Here is a 21,147-nt window from a genome sequence, read left to right on the forward strand (position 1 = left end):
ATTCGCCCCGAAATGAAGAAAATAGTTTACTTGGTTGCTCTTGTCTTAGTAGCTTGCCAACCGAAACATTCTGACAATGAGCACGCGGCAAGCCAAAGCAACGACTCAAAGTCAACTACTACTGCAATTGACGATACAAAGCAAGAAGAACCTAAAGTATATCATGCTTCCAGAACCGTTCTGACAGATTTGATCAATACCAAACTGGAAGTTTCTTTTGACTGGACGAAGTCCTGGCTGATCGGGAAAGAGACGCTGCAGGCAAAACCGCATTACTATCCTTCCGACAAATTGGTCCTGGATGCCAAAGGAATGGAAATCAAAAGCGTTTCCATGGCCGGTAAAGCAGTGCAATTTGATTACAAAGACGATGTACTGACCATCAAACTAAATAAAACTTACACGCGCGATGAGAACTTTACGGTTGTCATTGATTACATCGCGAAACCGGACGAACGCAAAACAGGCGGATCCAATGCGATCACCAGCGATAAAGGCCTTTATTTCATCAATCCGCGCGGAGAAGAAGCCAACAAAATGCCTCAGATCTGGACGCAGGGTGAAACAGAATCCAATTCCGTTTGGTTCCCAACCATCGATTCTCCGAATTCGAAATCAAAACAGGAAATTTACATCACCGTTCAGGATAAATACACCACGCTTTCCAACGGGAAATTGATCAGTTCTACGAAAAATGCCGACGGAACCAGAACCGATTACTGGAAACAAGACCTTGCACATGCTCCTTACTTATTCATGATGGGTGTCGGTGAGTTTAAAGTGGTAAAAGATACATATAAGCGCCCGGATGGAACAAACATGGAGGTAAACTACTACGTAGAACCTCAGTGGGAAAAAGACGCAAAAGCAATTTTCGGGGAAACTCCGGCAATGATCGGTTTCTTCTCCCAGCTTTTGGGAGTGGAATATCCATGGGACAAGTATTCCCAGATCGTGGTGAGAGATTACGTTTCCGGGGCAATGGAAAATACCGGGGCGGTAGTTTTCGGTGAATATGCCTATAAGACACAACGCGAATTGTTGGATGAAAACGATAATTCGACCATTGCACACGAGTTGTTCCACCACTGGTTCGGTGATTTGGTAACTGCTGAATCGTGGTCGAACTTGACATTGAACGAATCCTTCGCGAATTACTCGCAATTCCTATGGGATGAGCACCGTCATGGTTTGGATGAAGCAGAATTCCAGGCATTGCAGGAAGCTGCTGGTTATTTTGCATCTGCAGAACAGGGAGGTTACCACAACCTGGTTTGGTTTGATTACAAATCGCGTGAAGACATGTTCGACGGCCACTCCTACAACAAAGGAGGACGCATTTTGCACATGCTTCGCAAATACATCGGTGACGAGGCTTTCTTCTTAGGTTTAAAGAATTATCTGAAACAAAATCAATTCAAAGCAGCTGAGTTCCACCAATTGCGACTGGCTTTCGAAGAAGTAAGCGGAGAAGACCTGAACTGGTTCTTCAACCAATGGTACCTGGGGAAAGGACATCCGATCCTGGATGTATCCTACAGCACGGATGCAAATTCTGTTTCCATTACAGTAAACCAGAAACAAAAGAAAGATTTCGGGTTGTTCAAATTACCGGTTGACGTAACGGTTTATGACGACCGCGGTACAACGACTACACGCCAGTGGTTCAACGAAGAGTCTACAACAGTAAAAATCGAGACTCAGGGAACAGTTAAGAATGTGATCTTTGATGCTGAGGCCATGCTTTTATGCAAAATGGAAGAGAAAAAAGATCCATCCTGGTACGCTTTCCAATGGAACAATTCCAAACATTACATCCACCGGAAGGCAGCACTTCAAAAACTTCCGGCTAGCTCTGCGGAAGCTGCAAGAGTAGCTCAGGAAGCATTGAAAGACCCGTTCTGGGATATCCGTTCCACAGCGATCGAGAAAATCGGGAAAATGAGCGGTGACAGCAAAACAGCTTCTATTGCCCGCTTGAAACAACTGGCAAGTTCAGATCCGGTTTCTTCTGTTCGCGTGGCAGCCATTACGGCTTTGGCAGGAATCATTTCCGGCCCGGAACTGGAGCAATTGTGTATAGAAAGCATTCAAAAAGACCAGTCTTACTCCGTAATCAGCGCGGCATTGCTTCAGCTTTCAAAAGTGAACAACAAAGCAGCTTTGGAGGCATCTAAAAACCTGGAAAAAGAACCTTCCAGCAAAATGCAGGTGGGCGTTGCAATGATCTACGCGAAATACGGAGATGCGGATCAGATCACTTATTACGAAAACACCTTCAAATCAAACCTGGTACAAGGATTTGACAAATTGGGGCTATTGAACTCCATGACCTTCTTTGCTGCGCGCCAGGAACCGAAAATCCAGAGACGTACGCTTCCTATCTATGAGAATGAGTACAAAACAGGAGGAATGTACACGCAAATGTTCATGCCTCAATACATCGGGTATTTGAGAGATAATCTGAAAAACTCCATCGATAAGTATAAAGCCGAAGAAGAGAAAGCTAAAAAGGACGGAAATTCCAATGCGGCTGATATCGCTCATGGAAAAGTAACGGATGCGGAAGCATTGCTGGCTGATTATGAGAAAATGATTGCAGGCTTCCCGAAAGAGGAAGAAGGAGCAGGACATTAATAGTTCAAGGATATTTTATCAGAAAGGCCTTTCATGTTGGAAGGTCTTTTTTGTTTATGGGTGAGAAATGTTCAAATGTTTCATTCTTTAAACTTTGAACCTTCGAAGCTCGCAGGGCGAAGAAGATTTGAACCTTTTAAACTTTTGAACCTCTTTTAACTTGTTAAAAGAACGCCTTCACCTCCATTCCACCGGCATGAATTACTTTATTCCCTTCGCTTTTCCGGCCATTGTACTGAACCGATATTTGCAGGTTCTTGGATAAGGAACGCTGATATCCCAAACTCCAGACGTAATTCACTCCCGGCTTCAGTGCTTCCAGCAACTCAAAGCCCAGGGGTGAGTTGGAATCTCCTTTAAATGCGATCCGGATCACGTTGAATTGTCCCTGCAAACTTCCCTTTTGCGTTTGGTTGTACTTTCCGGTCACACCAATGTCATAAATATCGGCCCGTTCGCCGCCCAGGTTTTCTTCGTTCTTCTTTTTAATAACACGCCCGTCCAAACTGAAGCGAAGCGAGGTATTCGGCTGGTAGATCAGCGACGGTTTTAATTGCCAGTAATGCAACCGGTAATTCCGGCCGGTCGTGTAATCTACGGATGACGTTTTCAACCCGGTTTCAAATTGCGACTGGATGCTGAATTTCTTCAGGATGGTCAAGCGTCCGTTCATTTCATGCGATTCTTTCGTTCTACCGTCGAACCCGGTAGCAAGCAGGGTCTTTGTCTTCGAGCTTTCGTAACTGTAATCTGCTCCCCCAACGTTGTTTGTCCGGTTAAAGTAAACCGTATTCTTGATCACGTTTGCCGTACTGATCAGGGAATTGTCGTCGATGCTTCCCACAAAGGGATTGTAGGCTCTTGCTCCGTCAAATACATTCGTTTTTCGCTGCAACCGGAAACGGGTTTGTGTGGAAAAACGCGCCAGTACTTTTTTAAATCCGCCGCTGTTTGCCCATACGCGTTCCGGACGAAGTGTCAGGGATTGGTTGTATTCGTTGGAATAGGTCTTGATGTAATCATTCGACGGTGTAAATACCCGGATATAACTCGCCTGGTCCGCATAAGCTGCAATTTCAAACTCGTTCAGGTCCTTGATCCCGTCGTTGTTGTAATCGTTCCAGGTATAAACTCCCTGGCCGTCATTGACCTTGATGTAGATAAATTCCTTCTTTTGTTCCAGTCCGGCACCCACTTCGTAGAAAGTTGTCAGGTTTATAGCTCCTTTCCAGAATTTAATGTCGTGATCAATCCGTCCGTTGGTAGTATTTTCCGGCGCCTGGGTGATTAAAGTTGTATCCAGGATCTTCAATTCGCGGTAGTTCGCCACCACGTATAAGCGTTGGTTTTTCCAGTTGTTTTTGGTCCATTCCACACGCAATGTTCGCGCCTTGGCAGCATTTCGCAAACGCGTACTGTCTGAGCGACCATCCACACGCTCCCGGTAACTCAGCTGCAATTCCCCGGAAGAAGTGTCTCCCAAAGCCACGTATCCCTGGTAATCGAAGAAACTATAGGATTGCAGGGCCAATAAGGAATCTCCCTGCATAAAACGGTTCAATTCCTGGTCATCTTTAAACCCGATGCGCACTTTTTTAATTTGCTTGGAAATATCTGCTTTGTGGCGTAAGAATTGATTGGAGTTCTCGTTTTTTGCGCTCAGGAAACTTGCATCAATATTCACATTGAACCCGCTTTGTTTCCAGGCTGTTATCACTTGCGTGCGCAACCCGGAAAAATCCGACCCGATCTTATATTGCTGCGCATTGATCCCGATCTTGCCGAAATAGCGGTTTTCAATGCTTGTTCCCAAAGTAGTGAGTACCTGGTTACCGGTATACCCCTGGTTTCGCGTATTCCAGTCGCGATCAAACTCCACCGCACGGTACTGTTCAATGGGTTTGAAATACGGGTCGAGCATTTCTATTTCGGCTTGCTTTTTCCAACTCCAGGCAGGAACAGAATCTTTTCCGAAAGGATTCGAATGTTCAATCCTCGTCCGCATGGAATAGCCCCTGTCGTCAAAGCGGTCCAGGCTCGAAAAGGTATTCAGGTCATAGCCGCTCATCCCGAGTTCGGTGGTTACTTTCAGCTTTTCATTGAAGCGGTAAGTTGCCCCGGCTGTAAACAGTTGCTGTCTTTTCGGAGTAATCAACAGGGAAATCGGTGCGTAATCCCCAACAGATACACCGCCTACAGGTTCAACCCATTTGTAAACCCGCCCGATCGCGTTGAATTTTTCAAACACATAATCTCCTTTTCCCGGTCCCACATACGAAAACTGTGCTTTGTAGAATGCCACACTCTGATCCACGGAGGCTACCAACACGCTGTCGTATCCCAATGTGTCAACCATTTGATACATAACCAGGTTCTCAGAGAATCCCACCGAATCGATAACGGAATAACGGGCCAGTTGCAAACTATCACCGATTTCCGACAATAATTTTTTCTGATCGTTCGTCAGGTTTTGCTGCAACGGCTGGTTCTTCGCGTCCTGTTCCGAATAGGCGTTCAACCACCAATCCAGTTTTTTACTTTGCGCGGTCGTTGAGAACTGAAAGAGCGAACGGGCATAATTCTGGTCCGAATACTGGAATTCAACTACGATTCGGATATCTTTTGTGATCAGGTTCTTGGCCGTAAAAGTCAGTTCGGAAGTGTTATAGTCGATTACGTAATCGTATTCCTGGCCACGGCTCAGCTGCCTCCCGTCGATATAAACCCGTTCTGTTCCGGAAAGGATGATGATGTATGGCTCGTTCTCATTTCCCCGCAAGCGATAAGGCCCCTGGTTCCCTTCCACTCCCTGGATAATCTGCCGGTTGAATTTTCCCTTCGATAAGGCCCCGCTGACCTGTGTTTTGATCGTTCCGGTCTTGTCTTTCTTCCAGAAATATTCTCCCGTCAGACCCTGGCCCCTTTTTTTGTAGGTTAAAAAATATCCGTCGGGTTTACTGATCCAGAAATCTCCGGCAGTCAGCTTAAACTGGTCATTGAACAGCTGGATGAATACCTGGTCGAATTCCTGCAATTTGTTCGTGTTTCCTTCGGGCTGTATCGGCAGGTTATCATCTGTTACCGAAGCCAGTACCTGCAGGTTCGGAGCAATGTATCCCGACAATTCCAGGTTCAGAGAAGAATTTACCGAAAGGTCCTGCCGGTTCCCGAAAGTAATTCCCCGCGAAATACTTCCTGATTTTCGTAAGCCATTCGCTCCCATCAAATCCAAAGGTTCTACGGTTGGCGTAATCAGGTATTTCTCCCGGTCACCCTTATTTTGTGTATAAATGATATTCGTGTCACGCAACTGATAGCTTTTAGCGAACGAAAACGGCAAAACGCGGTAAGAGACCGATAATTCATCCGAGCAGGGCCGGAACAATTGAAAGGTTCCCTTCGCGTAATCGATCAGGTATTGATAAGGTAAAATGATTTCCCCGCCACAGCGCACGATCAACGAGTTTGGCGCAATACTTAAAGAATCCAGCTGAATAACATTGCCGGTTGCAGCTATCGTTTTTTGACGGTACGCGTTATCCTGTGTCCAGCTATGAACCCAACAAAAAATACTGCCTAGCAATAGAAGACCAACCCGTACAGCGTGCATCATGCTAAAGTACTAACGTTTTAAGTGCTACGCTAGTATATCCGATCGAATTTTACTCCATTGAAAAAACAGCATGAGAAAGAGAATAAGGATTAAAAACATCCATTCCAGCACTGATTCTCATTTTTTAAACCACCGATTGACGGTCCAGGAAAGATTTCCCCGCGGTTGGCAATGCTTCCAGTTTCCGGGCTATTTCCATCCGTGCTTCACCGCCTTTCTCAGTGATGTAATCCAATTCAGCTTTGGTCAGTAAAGTCACGTTCACCAAACGGATTGTTTCCAAAGACAATTCCACTTCAGCGGGTACTTGGTTGGATTTCAGCCCAAATAACACACCAACCCGTCCGTGTTCATTCAAAAAAGAATCCGGGACGGTGCAATGGTACAATTCGGTAGAAACGTATGTATGTTCTTCAATAATGGAAGCAATATTCGGGTTTCCCGCAGCCAATTGTGCAGCCTGATAAACCACGGAGAATTGCCAGGAGGATTTAATAGCGTCAAAATCTCCCAGGTTCTCGTCACATTCGATGTAGAACTCACAGCCAACACCGTTGTAAGCCTGGTTATCCGGGTTTTCATTGAAATCGTTGTAGGGATCACTCAATCCGTCTGAAGACAAAACAGTTCCTGAAGGAGTATCGACAATCACAAATGCCTGGCGGGTAGAAGGCCATTCCGGGCCTCCCATAAATGCCGGGTTGATCAAATGAGTAATCACATCCGGGTGAAGATTTCCAATGGACTTCCAGTGGTTGGAGCGCAATTGCGCTGATCGATCAAAATGTTCTTCGTAATTCATGCCGGTGTTTGAATTGTTTTTTTTAAAAATACCATTTTGTCGGGACGCAATGCATCGCGTACCCTACAAAAAATCCCGCTGTGGTGACGCGATGCTTCGCGACTCTACGAGCGGGATATGTGATATCATAAAAACGGCACAATTATTAACATCACAACAACACGTGGGCACGCGATTAATCGCGTGCCCACCGTCCATTTTTTAATTTATTTCTACCCGGAACACATTTCACATCCGTCCGGATTATCCAAAGAACATGCGATTGCCGCTTGTTGTTCTTCCAATTCCGCTGCAGATACTTTTGCTGGTTCTTCAGTTACAGCTTTGTCTACCGTGAACTTGATCGCATCTGTTGCAGCTTTCGTTCTCAGGTAGTACATCCCTGTTTTCAATCCTTTCTTCCAACCGTAGAAGTGCATAGATGTCAATTTACCGAAGTTTGCATTCTCCATGAAAATATTCAGGGATTGCGATTGACAAATGTATGCTCCACGATCAGCAGCTTGTTCGATAATTGCTTTTTGAGAAATCTCCCAGGCTGTTTTGTAAAGGTCTTTGATGTATTGAGGAATCTCGTGGATGTTTTGAACAGAACCGTTTGCTGCCATCAATTTCTGACGCATATCTTTCGTCCATAAACCTTCTTTCACCAAATCTTTCAACAAGTGCTTATTCACGATGATGAACTCACCCGACAATACACGGCGCGTATAAATGTTGGAGGTATAAGGCTCAAAACATTCGTTGTTTCCAAGGATTTGTGCCGTAGAAGCTGTTGGCATCGGAGCTAACAACAAAGAGTTGCGCACACCGTGCTTTTTCACTTCTTCTTTCAACACATCCCATTCCCAACGGTTGGTAGGAGTTACTCCCCACATATCGAATTGGAAAATTCCTTTGGATACAGGAGATCCTGCAATTGTTTCGTAAGGTCCTTCAGCGATAGCCAGATCTTTGGAAGCTGTCATTGCTGCGTAATAGATCGTTTCGAAGATCTCGCGGTTCAATGCTTTTGCTTCTTCCGATTCGAATGGGAAACGCATCATGATAAATGCATCTGCCAATCCCTGAACTCCCAATCCGATCGGACGGTGACGCATATTCGAGTTACGCGCTTCTTCTACCGGGTAGAAGTTTCCGTCGATGATACGGTTCAAGTTTACAGTTGCCTGGTAAGTTACTTCGAACAATTTATCGTGGTCGAATGTTCCCTCTTCTGTTACGAATTTCGGCAATGCCAAAGAAGCTAAGTTACAAACTGCGATCTCATCCGGTGCAGTGTATTCGATGATCTCCGTACACAAGTTAGAAGATTTGATCACTCCTAAGTTTTGCTGGTTGGATTTCGAGTTTGCTGCATCTTTGTACAACATGTATGGTGTACCTGTCTCAATTTGAGATTCCAGGATTTTGAACCACAAGTCCTGTGCTTTGATTGTCTTACGGCCTTTTCCTTCCGTTTCATATTGCGTATACAATGCTTCGAAATCAGCTCCATAAGTTTCGGAAAGTCCCGGGCACTCGTGCGGACACATCAATGTCCAGTCTCCGTTCTCCTCTACGCGTTTCATGAACAAATCCGGAATCCACAATGCGTAGAACAAATCGCGTGCACGCATTTCTTCTTTCCCGGTATTCTTTTTCAAGTCTAAGAAATCGAATACGTCTGCATGCCAAGGCTCGATGTACATCGCGAAAGAGCCTTTACGCTTACCTCCACCCTGGTCTACATAACGGGCTGTGTCGTTGAATACACGCAGCATCGGAACGATTCCGTTGGATGTACCGTTTGTTCCTTTGATATATGATCCTGTAGCACGAATATCGTGAATAGCCAATCCGATACCACCAGCCGATTGTGAAATCTGAGCGCAAGATTTCAACGTCTCGTAAATACCTTCAATACTGTCTTCTTTCATCGTTAACAGGAAACAAGAAGACATTTGAGGTTTTGGTGTACCTGCATTGAACAAGGTCGGTGTTGCGTGGGTAAACCATCCTTCAGACATCAGGTTGTACGTCTTGATTGCCTGCTGAAGATCGTTTTTGTGAATACCTACGGCAACACGCATCAGCATCTGTTGCGGTCTTTCTGCGATTTCACCGTTCAAACGCAACAAGTAGCTTCTTGTCAATGTTTTGAACCCAAAGTAATCGTAACGGAAATCACGATCGTAAATGATACTTGAATCCAGTAATTCTCTGTTGTTAGAGATCACTTCATACACGTCATCAGCAATCAGGGAAGCACGTTGTCCTGTTTTCGGATCGATGTATTTGTACAAATCTTCCATCACATCGGAGAACGATTTTTTCGTTTCCTTGTGCAAGTTCGACACCGCGATTCTGGATGCCAATAAAGCATAATCCGGGTGGTCAATGGTTTTAGCTGCTGCAACCTCAGCGGCCAAATTATCTAAAACTGTTGTCGTTACTCCATCGTAGATTCCTTCGATGACTTTCATGGCAACAGCCTCCGGTGAAACCAGCGGGTCAAGCCCGTAGCACATCTTGATGATGCGTGCAGTGATCTTATCAAATTTCACCGCCTCTTTTCTTCCGTCTCTTTTAATTACGTACATAGCGCTCTATCTATTTGGGTTGTTGTTATTGGTACTAATAATATAATCAATTAAAATTCTTCATCCAAACTAAATGTTTGGTCTTCCTTGTTCGACATAACGCCTGATTTTTGGTATTCTGCCACGCGTTTTTCGAAGAAGTTGGTTTTTCCCTGGATAGAAATCATATCCATGAAGTCGAATGGGTTTGCCGTATTGAACACCTTTGGATTCCCAAGCTCTGTCAATAGTCGGTCAGCAACGAATTCAATGTATTGTGCCATCAGTTCTGCATTCATACCTATTAACTTCACAGGCAATGCATCCGTTACAAATTCCTTCTCGATCTCCACGGCATCCAGGATGATTTTCTGCACCTGGTCTTTGGACAATTGGTTCACCAAATGCTTCGTGTACAGCAAACAGGCAAAATCACAGTGCAAACCTTCGTCGCGGGAGATCAACTCATTGGAGAACGATAATCCTGGCATCAAGCCGCGTTTTTTCAACCAGAAAATCGAACAGAATGAACCCGAGAAGAAGATTCCCTCTACAGCAGCGAATGCAACTAATCGCTCTGCAAACGAACCGTTATCAATCCAGCGCAACGCCCAATCTGCCTTCTTGCGAACACAATCGATCGTATCCAATGCGTTGAATAAATGGTTCTTCTCTTTTTGATCTTTGATATAGGTATCAATTAACAGCGAGTAAGTCTCTGAATGGATGTTCTCCATCGCAACCTGGAAACCGTAAAAGAACTTTGCCTCGGTATATTGCACTTCAGCCAAAAAGTGCTCTGCCAGGTTTTCGTTCACGATTCCGTCAGACGCTGCGAAAAATGCCAAAACATGTTTGATGAAATGACGCTCGTCGTCATTCAGCTTCGTTTCCCAATCAATTAAATCCGGCGATAAATCAATTTCTTCTGCAGTCCAAAAACTTGCTTCTGCCTTCTTGTAAAAAGACCAGATATCTTCATGTTGGATTGGAAACAACACGAATCTGTTTTTGTTTTCCGATAAGATTGGTTCTGCCTGTGCCATTTTTTTAATTTGTTTTTTTAATTCCTGACATTCTATCGTCAGATTTTTTTAGTCAATAATTCCTATGCCATGGTCATTTCTAACCATAGATCAGTGGGTGTTGGTATTCAAATTTCAGTTAGTTTCCCCTTCAATGTTGTTGCGTGTGTTCAACAAGTTTTGTGCTCAAAGGGGCTTACAAAAATTGTCAAAATTCTTTCCTTTCACAATTAAAGAAATCCACAATCGGTTGAGGTTTTCAACATCGCTACTTTGAAATCCTTTAACATGAACACTTAGCGAGTTTATCAACATCCCCTCTAAAGATATTCACAGTACAGAATGTGCAATTCATCGAAGAATTATCCAGTTTCGTCCAACTTCAAGTGTATGAAGACTTTCAGTCGTGTTTCCTATAAAATTAGGTGGATTTTAAGTTGGTTTTTTTATTAGTTTTAAGAGGCTATTAACACCTTATTGTTGATAGTTGAGCAAAGCCAAATAGATACTACTATGTCACTAATTTCTTCGTCGAGTTTTAACAAATGGAAGCGCGATTTGCTCCATGTCCTCTATCCTCAAAACTGTCTTATTTGCCGGCACGAATTCAATCAGACTAAACTGGCTATTTGCCCCGTTTGTTTGAGCGAATTGGTTTACACCCATTTTGAGGATTACACCGGGGAAACGAACCTCGATAAATTGTTTTGGGGAAGGGTACAACTCGAAGGAACGTATGCTCTTTTGCGTTTCAAACAAGAAAATTCCACTCAGCAGATCCTGCACGAACTCAAATACAAAGACAACCCACAAGTCGGGAAACATTTCGGGAAAGAGATCGGAACAAAGCTCAAAGGCCTGGCAAAGTTCTCCGATGTGGATGCATTGGTACCCGTTCCGCTCCACCCCAAAAAAGAGTTTGTTCGCGGCTATAACCAGGCGGAGATCATTTGCAAGGGCATTGCCGAAAGCAGCGGTGTCATGCTCCGGAAAGACCTGTTAAAACGCATTTCGTTTACCGAAAGCCAGACCAAAAAAGGAAAATCCTCGCGCTGGGAGAATATGCAGAACCGGTTCAGGATCCAGGGAACAAAAAGCACCGGACTGAAACACCTGCTCGTTGTAGATGACGTGGTAACAACCGGCTCCACGCTCGAAACCTGCGTGAGAATACTCCGGGAAGAATTTCCCGATGCGAAGATCAGTATCGCGGTATTGGCAGTAGCAGAATAATGGAGAATGGAAAAATTGAAAAGAAGGGAAATCACCGATTTCGGCAAGACAAATAATAGCATGGTCGATTAAGTCTAAAAACTTTCAACTTTCAACTTTCAACTTTCACTTTTCACTTTTCACTTTTCACTTTTCACTTTTCACTTTTCAATTGATTATTTTTCCATTTTGAATTCATCCTTTTGAATTAAATAGTACCTTTCACGCATGTTAATTACTATACTTATCCTCTTGCTGACTCTGGTCGTAGTGCCATTGATGTCGTTCTATTTCGGAACTCCTTTAAATCCCCTTCAATCTGAAGTGCTTACGGAAATGAGTATCGTCCTTGCAGTGGTGACCGGTGTTTGTTTCCTGCTCGGAGAAATTACCCGCAACAACTCACAGATCGACAAGATCTGGAGCATCATCCCCATCTATTATGTGTGGCATGTGGCCTACGCCGGCGATTTTGCCCCGCGCTTAATACTGATGGCTGTTGTGGTTACGATCTGGGGAGTGCGCCTCACCTACAACTTTGCACGAAGAGGTGCTTATCAATGGAAATTCTGGACAGGTGAAGAAGATTACCGCTGGGAAGTGCTGCGCCAAAAACCCGGTTTCAACAACAAGTTTGTTTGGATGCTTTTCAACTTGTTTTTTATCTGTTCTTATCAAAATACACTGATCTTTTTATTCACCCTTCCGGTATTGACCGGTTTGGGAGACGGTGCACCGGCTGCCATTCAAATCTGGGACTGGGTGATCGCAGTGGCAATCATTGCCGCGGTAGTCGTGGAGTTTATAGCCGATCAGCAGCAATACGATTTTCAAACGGAAAAACACCGACGAATCAAAGCCGGGGAAAACCTGGGGCCTTACTCCAAAGGATTTGTGGATACGGGCTTGTGGGCAATTGTCCGTCACCCGAATTACGCCATGGAACAAACGGTTTGGGTCTTGTTCTACGGATTCAGCATCGTTGCAACAGGCGAATGGATCAACTGGTCCATGGCGGGTTGCCTGCTTTTAATTGTCCTGTTCAAAGGTAGCTCCGACTTCTCCGAAGCACTCTCCGCAGAGAAATACCCGGATTATACGAACTATCAGCGAAAAGTACCGCGGTTCATCCCGTTTACCAAGTTCAAATAATAGGTTCAAGTGTTCAATTGAAACCTTTTGAAACCCTTTGAACTCTTTAAACTTTTAAACATCTTTGCACCATGAAGATCTTAGTTGTAGGAAGTGGTGTTGCCGGAATTTGCTTAACGCATGAATTGCTTCAGGCCGGTTGTGAGGTGGTGTTGATCGATAACGACAAAAATGCTTCTTCTGTCGTTGCTGCAGGAATTATCAATCCGCTGGTATTCCGGCGCATGACCCTGAGCTGGCGCGTTTCGGAGCTCGTTCCTTTTGCCCGTAAAAAATATACTGAACTGGAACAGCTGACCGGGAATTCGTTTTTCCATCCGTTGGTCATCCGCCGCTTGTTTGCATCCGAACAGGAACTCGGATTCTGGAAAACCAAACAGGAACTTCCGGAGTTTTCGGAATATATGGAAACCTTAACGGAAGACGACCTGAACTTCCCGCTGGAACAAAATACCTTTGGAACAGGCCGGGTCAAACAGGCTTCTTACATCGATACGAATGCCTTTATCGGGGCAAATCTGGCGTATTTCCAATCGAAAGGAATCCTTTTCCGCGAAACCTTCGATCACGGCGAACTAAACGCCGGGCAGGCTATTTATAAAGGACACTCTTACGACTTCATTGTTTTTGCAGAAGGAAAAGATGCCCGGTACAACCCGCTTTTCTCATACCTGCCATTGCAGCAAACAAAAGGCGAATTGCTCACCATCGAATCCACCGGAATCTATGCGAAAGAATCCCTCAACCGCAAGTGCTTCCTCCTTCCTTTGGGAAATAACCGCTTCAAAGTGGGTTCCACCTACGCCTGGGATACAGACGATACCATTCCCACGGAAGCAGGCAAACAGGCCATCGCTGAGAATTTGAAATCGGTCACTTCCGAAGCCTATACCATTGTGGAACACAAAGCCGGGGTTCGCCCCACAGTTCCAGACCGCAGGCCGCTCATGGGCTTACATCCCGACTATCCGAAAATGGTGATCGCAAACGGACTGGGTACGAAAGGCTATATGATTGCACCGCTATTGATGCACGAATTGGCCAATCACCTGCTGAAAGGAACGGAACTGAACGCCGAATCACACATCAGCCGGTTTCCGTACACTAGGCATTCTTAAGAATATCGCGCAGGTAAATCCGGATCCTCCTGTTCGAACCAACGATCCAGATCACGTCATCGGCTTCAAAAGCCATATCCGGGTCTGGGTTCACAATGCGGTTGTCATCGCGCTCCAGGCCCACCACAATTCCGTGACACATTTCCCGCATCCGGGAGTGCCTGATCGTTTGCCCGATCAGGCCGGAATCTTCCGGGATCGAGAAGGAATGCAGTCCTACCTGCGAGGTATCCGATTTGGAGTCAATCTTTGCCTCCGAAATCGTAATGTGGTTCTTAAAATCTGCCAGTTGTTCATCCGTCCCGATCACAGAAATCACATCGTTCGGGTACAGGATCGTTTCCTGCCTCGGAATATTAATCGTTTGGTTTCCGCGTTCAATGATCACGATATTAACCCCGAAAGTTTCACGCAATTTCATCGTACTCAGCGGCAAACCGATAATCGGGGAACGCGCATCGAGTGTAAAGGTCGTTAAGTGGGAATCCCACGGCGCCAGGTAATTTTTTTCCTTTTGTGCCCGTTCGCGGTCATTCAGGTTAAGCAGGAAACGGGTTTCGATCCGCCCGTAAAAGCGCTTGATCCGGTTCCTCTGGGTGATAAAAAACACCGTGCTTACAAGTACTCCCAGGAATGCGGCCAATGGCGAGTAGTATTTCGCAAAGACAAATCCCACGAAGAAAATTGCCAGTGCGATCCGTGAAATGATCAAAGCCAAAAGCGGCCCGCGGTACAAAGGCCGCATCCAGATATTCGCATACGTCTGCGAAGGCCCGCGCCGCAGGGCAAGTGCATACAGGAACGGGGCTATCAGTAATAAGGTCAGCGAAACAATAAACAGGTCCTTCCACTCACTTTCTTCGAAAAACGGCGCCAAAAAGCGGTCAGCCAATAAAATAATGCTGATAATCACCACCGAAAAAATAACCGTATTGATCAGGTAAAAACGGATCAGCTTTTTCCAGTCACTGGCCTCCGTCACCTGTTGCGTTCCCTGGCTGTACTTATACAAACGGTTCTTCCACTTCACCGGCATTTTCGCCGTCACCCAATCCGACATCCTGGCCGAAAAACCAATCATATAAGGTGTCGTAAACGTCGTGATCACCGAAACAGCCACCGCTACCGGGTACAGGAAATCGCTGGTCACATTCAGCGTTACACCCAAAGTTGCTATAATGAACGAAAATTCACCGATCTGCGACAAACTCATCCCGGTTTGCACCGCTACCTTAATCGGTTGTCCGGCAAACAACGCACCAATCGTTGCAAAAATCGGCTTCCCAACCAAAAGTACCACTGTAGAAATTGCGATCGGAAGGGCATATTCCACCAGCATATCCGGGTCGAGCAGCATTCCCACCGAAACAAAGAAAATTGCCCCGAACAAGTCCTTCACCGATTGCACCAGGTGTTCGATCTTCTCCACTTTAGGCGTTTCCGCCAAAATAGAACCCATAATAAAAGCTCCCAGTGCAGGCGAAAACCCGGCTTCCGCGGAAAGTACCACCATCAAGAAACACAGCGATAAAGACAGCACCAGCAAGGTCTCATCGTTCAGGTATTTTTTCAGTTGTTTGAAAAGGGTCGGCAGGAAAAAAATCCCCGAAACAAACCACAAAACCAGGAAGAAAATCAGTTTCACGATCGAAAAGATCATGTCAATTCCCTGGAACGAGCGGCTGATCGAAACCGTGGATAAGATCACCATCAAAACAACAGCCACCAAATCCTCTATAATAAGTGCCCCCAGTACGATCCCCGCAAATTTCTGGCTCTTCACACCCAATTCGTCAAACGCCCGGAAGATAATGGTCGTGGAAGCAATACTCAGGATTCCGCCCATAAACAAGCTATCCATCGTATTCCAGCCCAGGATCACTCCCACATTATACCCGATCAGGAAAGTCATCCCAACTCCCATCAGGGAAGTAATCACGGCCACATTTCCCACTTTAAGCAATTTCTTGAAACTGAATTCAAGTCCCAAACCAAACAACAGGAAGATCACACCGATCTCCGCCCAGGTCTTGATCCCTTCGGATTCCACCACCGTCGGGAAGAAGTTGAAATAAGGCCCCACCACCACCCCGGCAAGGATGTACCCGAGAACAACCGGTTGACGCAACATCTTAAAGATGATCGTCATAACAGCCGCTGCACCCAAAATAAGTGCCAAATCGATAATTAACTCCGGAACATGCCCCATGAAACTGGTTTTGCGGTTTAACTAAGAAACCAATTTGTGATGATGCCTAAAATTAACAAAAATGCCCCGTTTTCGGATTAAAATCGCATTAAAACAGCCAAAAAATGAAAAAACAACGGGAAAATCATTCAAAAAGAACACGTAGTTTTTTGGATCCCTGTAGGGACGAAAAATTTTTCGTCCCTACAGAATTTTCAATCATGCACCTTCCCACCCCTTCTCCACGTCATAGTTCCGGGTAAAAATTCCCGTTTCGGGCACTTTTTAAAAAAATTTATCGGCTTCATGCAGCGAAAACGGGTTTTCGTTCTCTACTAAGAAGAACACCTTAAAAAACAAATATGAAAACAACACTTTTAAAACCCTTAGCTGCTTCGGCAGCAGTTATTTTACTGGCAATCGCCTGTAAAAAACAAAACCCCGCTACTCCAATCAACAAAAACACCACGGAAGAAACACCTTGCAGCTTTTGTTTTGGCGATATGCTGGAAGTGGGCACCAACAACCTCATCATTGCAACGCCCTATGCACAGCAGGTGCCTTTCCTGATAGATGGTCAAATGGTAGGTCCAAGCCCCATTGTTCATGAAACGCCCAACGGGTTCTACGGTTACCAGGGCGGTGTGTCCATCGCCTTCAACAGTGCAAACATGCTCGCCTGCGTGTCCAACAAAATCACCTTTGTGCACGCCCGCTTTGCGAGTAATACAAATCCCCACCCTTCATTGGTAAATGTGCAGTTCCCGGGAACCCCGCTGATCTCCACTACTCCCGATTCCCTGAATCATTTCCTGAATCCTTATGGCTACACGGTAGAGCGCTATTTCCAGCCGGGAACGGTCTTCATGTCGCAAACACCGGGTGAAACCTTTGCAGGAGTGGTCGATTCCATCATCATCCGCGGGCCGGAATTTGAAACGGTAACCGTGGGTGCAAACCTCTTCGAATCCGAATTGCGCAGCATCTGTGTGGCACACGAATAATTATCCATTCCTGAAACCCGGGAGAATGTGCCGCGGCAGGTTCTCCCACATTTAGCTACAAAGTGTTACACAAAGTAGTACCATTCCTTTGAAATTCAAATCAGTAGATAGCGCGCTAGTGGTGTTCCTGGATTCACGCGATCCCGGGGCATTCAGCGCGCTCTATCAATTCCTGTCCCCGAAGTTGTATTACGTCTGTCTCCGCTACCTCAAAAACGATGCGGATGCACAGGATGCCCTGCAGGAAACCTTTGTAACAGCCTACCGGAAAATCGAATCCTTCAGCGGGCAGGGCAGCTTTGAAGGCTGGATGCGAAGAATCGCCGTTAACCAATGTTTATCCAGGCTGCGCATCGACAAAAGGCAACTGGAATCGGAAAGTGTTGAAGGCTACCAGGTCATTTCGGAAGAAGACGATTACTGGCAGAAAGAAGAAACGGAAGCACGCTTATTACTGGCATTGAAAGCACTTCCGGATGGGTACCGCACCATCCTGAACCTGGCAGTACTGGAAGATTATTCGCACCGCGAAATTGCCGGGTTGCTGAATATTACGGAAAGCACCTCCCGCTCTCAGCTCATGAGGGCAAAAGCCGCATTGAAACTTAAACTGGAACAGTTATGAAAAACAGTGAACAGAACCAATTGGACCAACTCCTCAAAGACAAATTGTCTGAGGGAACGGCACAAGTTCCGGGTTTCGTTTGGGACCGGATCGAGGAAGAATTGTTCCCCGAAAAGAAACGTCGCGGCTTTTTCTGGTGGCTCTTCGGCGGATGCTGCATCCTGCTGATAACTGCTTTTATCGTGATCGCTGTTTCCGGCCAGGGAGTGCATTCTCAGGATAATTCGTCGCTGAATAGCAACTTCAATGCCCATAACTACCGGGAGCAAGACGGTAAAAAACAGGTGTTGAATGATCACCGGAAAGCAGGCAATATCGTTTCGGATATCCCCAAAACAACTGGTAGTTCAGGTTCCGATAGTTATCTCGATCGGGGATTCCCGAACCAGGGAACAAAACCGGGCAAATCACGTGCTTATACAACCGTCCGCTCCAATCAAAATAGCCGGCAGAAACCTGCCACTTATTTTAAACAGGGAAAACCAGGAAGCTCAAGCTCTCAAACCATGCATAATTCCAATTCGGTTGGAAATAATTTTACGAATTTGCTTACAGCTAAAAAGGTAAATACCGGGAAGGAAGTCGTTGAATTATCCACCCAGCAAACCGTTACTTTCAAGGATACGAATACAATCACTCGATCAGCAACGGAAAATAAGGCAAAAACACATATCGATTCCTCGGAATACAACGAATTGAGCTACCTGGAAATTCTTGCCTTAGCCGAAAAAGACTTTGCTGAAAAGCAACCCACTGCGACAGAAAACAAACGGCATTCAATCTTCTCACTGGGAATCTCCGGCGGACCATCACTCTATCATTCGGCGGTTTTCAAAGATTACTTCACTTCCGGGCAATTGAGCAAGCGCACCTTCGCTTCTTCCGGCTTTGAGTTAGGTCTGCAGGCCCGCTTCAAAGTGGGCGACCGCTTCAAAATCTATGCAGGATTGGTATTCAACCAAAAACAGACACAATTCACCTACAACCTGGCCATCACGCAAGCCGATTACTTCACCTATGTGGTAAATAACGAAAAAGTTCCGCTGCAAAACATCCGCGACGACGGTGCGAACAGCTGTTTCCTGGCAAAAGATGTAACGGCCCGGTACCAAATGCAATCCGTTTTACTCTCTGTAGGGACCAGTTTCGAGTTCCTGAGAATCGGGAAGTTTTCTGCAGCAGCCGATCTGCGCTTATCCGGCAATTTATTCGCATCCTTAAAGCTGAAAGAAATACAGGTCGTGGATATCGCACAACCTCAGTCGGAGAGCTTCAGCTACCTGCAGCCGGGCGCGGGGCTTTCCCTGAATTACAACCTGAACAAACACATTTCTCTGGGAGTTACACCGCTCTTCAGCAAGCAATTCTATTTGAAAACATCCTTTTCACGCAAACTGGATGAGTTGGTTATTCCGCTCACCGTTTCATTCAAATTCTGATAAACCCCTTCTTTGAGTACAAAAAATCTCGTTAGTACTTGTTAGGTCAGTACTTAAAGAAGATCATCAAAGAGTGTTCGCCACCCGGCGGATACTCTTTTTTGTTTTTTCAACCCGTTTCATGCTCCCTTTTCGGCATTTGGTGAACGCTATTTTCCGTTTGATACCATTGCTCCGGCCGGCACATGGAATTTATCCTACTTTAGTTTCAAACTTAAATTGAGACACTATTCATGAAAAAGAACACGTTAACCCTAAGTTTGGGCGCGCTGGCTATAATTGGTGTGGCCGTCCTATCCAACTGCACTTCCGGGCCGGAAGAAAAAGTGGAGACCGGCTATACTACCAGCAACTCACCCGATTCCCTTTGTTTGGTCAATCCAAGCTGGTTCCCCCACAGTCAGACACCAGCCCCCGAAGAAGGTGCAGGAAGTCCCTTCGATACTTCGAGCACCACCAATCAGATTTTTCACCAATGGTCGTGGAACAAATTCCTGTGGCTCACCAAACCAGATGCCGGCGGAAATCCCTTATTCCTGAACCAGAGCAAGGTCAAACAAGTTACCTCCAATATGGCTTCAGTTTCTGTTCCGACCGGTGCTTTGGTCGTACTTCAGGACACCGCGCAGGCAGGATCTGAAAGCGCAGTTTTGCAGACCAACCCGGATTACAATGGCGGAAACGGCGCAATGGTCTATTATTCCATTCACATGAACCCGACCATGCATATGGCCGCACTGGGCTTCGCACAACAATTGAAGAATGGTACTTTGCCGCTTAACAACACAGCCGCCTTCCCGGTTGGATCGTTCGAGCTCAAAGTAGCCTGGGTTCCGGTTTCAGCAATTCCGGCTTCCAAACAAGCGGAATATTACACCACCACCGCATCGCTTTCCACCAATAACGGGGTTTCCTTCACCAACACCGAAGTTGCTCTGATCGGAATGCACGTAGTGGGCGTGGTACAAAATCACCCTGAATTTATCTGGGCAACTTTCGAGCACGACGACCTCGCACCGGATTACGATTGGGACGCCAATTCTGCCAGTTCAGCTTCCGACCAGTTATTGTTTAAAAATGGAACAACAACCGGGATCAACGGGATCCTGTATAACTCTGCAACGAGATTGGGACAAACACCTCATCAGGTATTTGACCTGTTCCAATATGGAATTCCACGCAACCCCGACGGGACATTTATGGTCACATCACAACAGGAACCTGCAGATTTCCAAAACGTCGACGGCATCAACCAATGCGTGAAGTCGCAGTTGAATGACGTGTGGGCGAATTACTTCTACAACGGGTCCATTTGGCTGAATACCGATGGAAAAACTCCGCTGCAGCAGGCACAGCTTCTGGACAGTTTGGGATACAACCTCACCAATGCCACACCGGGAAGCTTCGCCCGCGGTAGTTTGAATTGTGCAAACGTCACCATGGAAACATTTACACAAACCTTCGAGCCGAGTATAGATTCCATCAACGTAGGGAACCTTGCAAACTGTTTCTCGTGTCACAGTGCTGTGAAGTTCAAAACAAGCGGACAAATGAAATCCCCGCTGTACCTGAGCCATATCTTCCAGGATTACCTGCTTAACAAACAAGGCAACACCCTGAAACAAGTAGAACAAATCAAGTCTGCCGAAGAAAAACAGGTCAAACTAATAATGCGCCAATAAATAAACCCATTATCACTAAAAGAAACGGTTGTCTGAATAGACAACCGTTCTTATATGTAGTACATAAAACTATGTGACCTATGATCCTA

13 protein-coding genes are annotated in these 21,147 nt (G+C 45.7%); 8 read left to right on the forward strand and 5 right to left on the reverse strand.

All coding sequences use genetic code 11. From position 1 onward, the window contains the following. Window positions 1-12: 12 nt before the first annotated feature. Window positions 13-2,637, forward strand: a complete 2,625-nt coding sequence (locus ABDW02_RS11560) for a M1 family metallopeptidase (RefSeq protein ID WP_343634712.1) — start codon at window positions 13-15, stop codon at window positions 2,635-2,637. Between the two features lie 163 nt (window positions 2,638-2,800). Here the strand turns inward: ABDW02_RS11560 and ABDW02_RS11565 are convergent, their stop codons facing one another. The 4 genes from ABDW02_RS11565 to ABDW02_RS11580 form a co-directional block, all read right to left on the reverse strand. Then, window positions 2,801-6,250, reverse strand: coding sequence for a hypothetical protein (locus ABDW02_RS11565; protein WP_343634713.1), 3,450 nt, complete (start codon window positions 6,248-6,250; stop codon window positions 2,801-2,803). Between the two features lie 124 nt (window positions 6,251-6,374). Next, window positions 6,375-7,052, reverse strand: coding sequence for a hypothetical protein (locus ABDW02_RS11570; protein ID WP_343634714.1), 678 nt, complete (start codon window positions 7,050-7,052; stop codon window positions 6,375-6,377). Between the two features lie 212 nt (window positions 7,053-7,264). Next, window positions 7,265-9,634, reverse strand: coding sequence for a ribonucleoside-diphosphate reductase subunit alpha (locus ABDW02_RS11575; RefSeq protein ID WP_343634715.1), 2,370 nt, complete (start codon window positions 9,632-9,634; stop codon window positions 7,265-7,267). 50 nt (window positions 9,635-9,684) lie between these two features. Further along, complete coding sequence (locus ABDW02_RS11580) at window positions 9,685-10,659, reverse strand: ribonucleotide-diphosphate reductase subunit beta (RefSeq protein WP_343634716.1); 975 nt, start codon at window positions 10,657-10,659, stop codon at window positions 9,685-9,687. A 492-nt stretch (window positions 10,660-11,151) separates the two neighbouring features. On the opposite strand from ABDW02_RS11580, the gene ABDW02_RS11585 reads away from it, so the two are divergent. From ABDW02_RS11585 to ABDW02_RS11595, 3 genes are all read left to right on the forward strand, one after another. Beyond that, the gene (locus ABDW02_RS11585) at window positions 11,152-11,871 is read left to right on the forward strand and encodes a phosphoribosyltransferase family protein (protein ID WP_343634717.1); all 720 of its coding nucleotides are present in this window, start codon (window positions 11,152-11,154) and stop codon (window positions 11,869-11,871) included. Window positions 11,872-12,078: 207 nt separating this feature from the next. Beyond that, entirely contained in the window at window positions 12,079-13,002 is a 924-nt protein-coding gene (locus ABDW02_RS11590; RefSeq protein WP_343634718.1) for a DUF1295 domain-containing protein, read from the forward strand. A gap of 71 nt (window positions 13,003-13,073) precedes the next feature. Next, entirely contained in the window at window positions 13,074-14,120 is a 1,047-nt protein-coding gene (locus ABDW02_RS11595; RefSeq protein ID WP_343634719.1) for an FAD-dependent oxidoreductase, read from the forward strand. On the opposite strand, the gene ABDW02_RS11600 is transcribed toward ABDW02_RS11595, so the two are convergent. After that, complete coding sequence (locus ABDW02_RS11600; RefSeq protein ID WP_343634720.1) at window positions 14,107-16,329, reverse strand: cation:proton antiporter; 2,223 nt, start codon at window positions 16,327-16,329, stop codon at window positions 14,107-14,109. The genes ABDW02_RS11595 and ABDW02_RS11600 overlap by 14 nt on opposite strands. 341 nt (window positions 16,330-16,670) lie before the next feature. Here ABDW02_RS11600 and ABDW02_RS11605 point away from each other — a divergent pair, with 341 nt between their 5' ends. The 4 genes from ABDW02_RS11605 to ABDW02_RS11620 all read left to right on the forward strand — a co-directional run bounded on the left by ABDW02_RS11605 (window position 16,671) and on the right by ABDW02_RS11620 (window position 21,058). Next, window positions 16,671-17,312, forward strand: a complete 642-nt coding sequence (locus ABDW02_RS11605) for a hypothetical protein (RefSeq protein WP_343634721.1) — start codon at window positions 16,671-16,673, stop codon at window positions 17,310-17,312. Window positions 17,313-17,400: 88 nt separating this feature from the next. Beyond that, window positions 17,401-17,937 carry an RNA polymerase sigma factor gene (locus ABDW02_RS11610; protein ID WP_343634722.1) on the forward strand — a complete coding sequence of 179 codons (537 nt, stop codon included), beginning with the start codon at window positions 17,401-17,403 and terminating at the stop codon, window positions 17,935-17,937. Further along, the gene (locus tag ABDW02_RS11615) at window positions 17,934-19,376 is read left to right on the forward strand and encodes a hypothetical protein (protein WP_343634723.1); all 1,443 of its coding nucleotides are present in this window, start codon (window positions 17,934-17,936) and stop codon (window positions 19,374-19,376) included. Before ABDW02_RS11610 ends, ABDW02_RS11615 begins: the two co-directional genes overlap by 4 nt. A gap of 233 nt (window positions 19,377-19,609) precedes the next feature. Next, a complete protein-coding gene (locus ABDW02_RS11620; RefSeq protein WP_343634724.1) occupies window positions 19,610-21,058 on the forward strand; it encodes a hypothetical protein in 1,449 nt (482 codons plus the stop codon). Window positions 21,059-21,147 lie beyond the last annotated feature (89 nt).

Source organism: Fluviicola sp. (assembly GCF_039596395.1).
GTDB lineage: Bacteria > Bacteroidota > Bacteroidia > Flavobacteriales_D > Crocinitomicaceae > Fluviicola.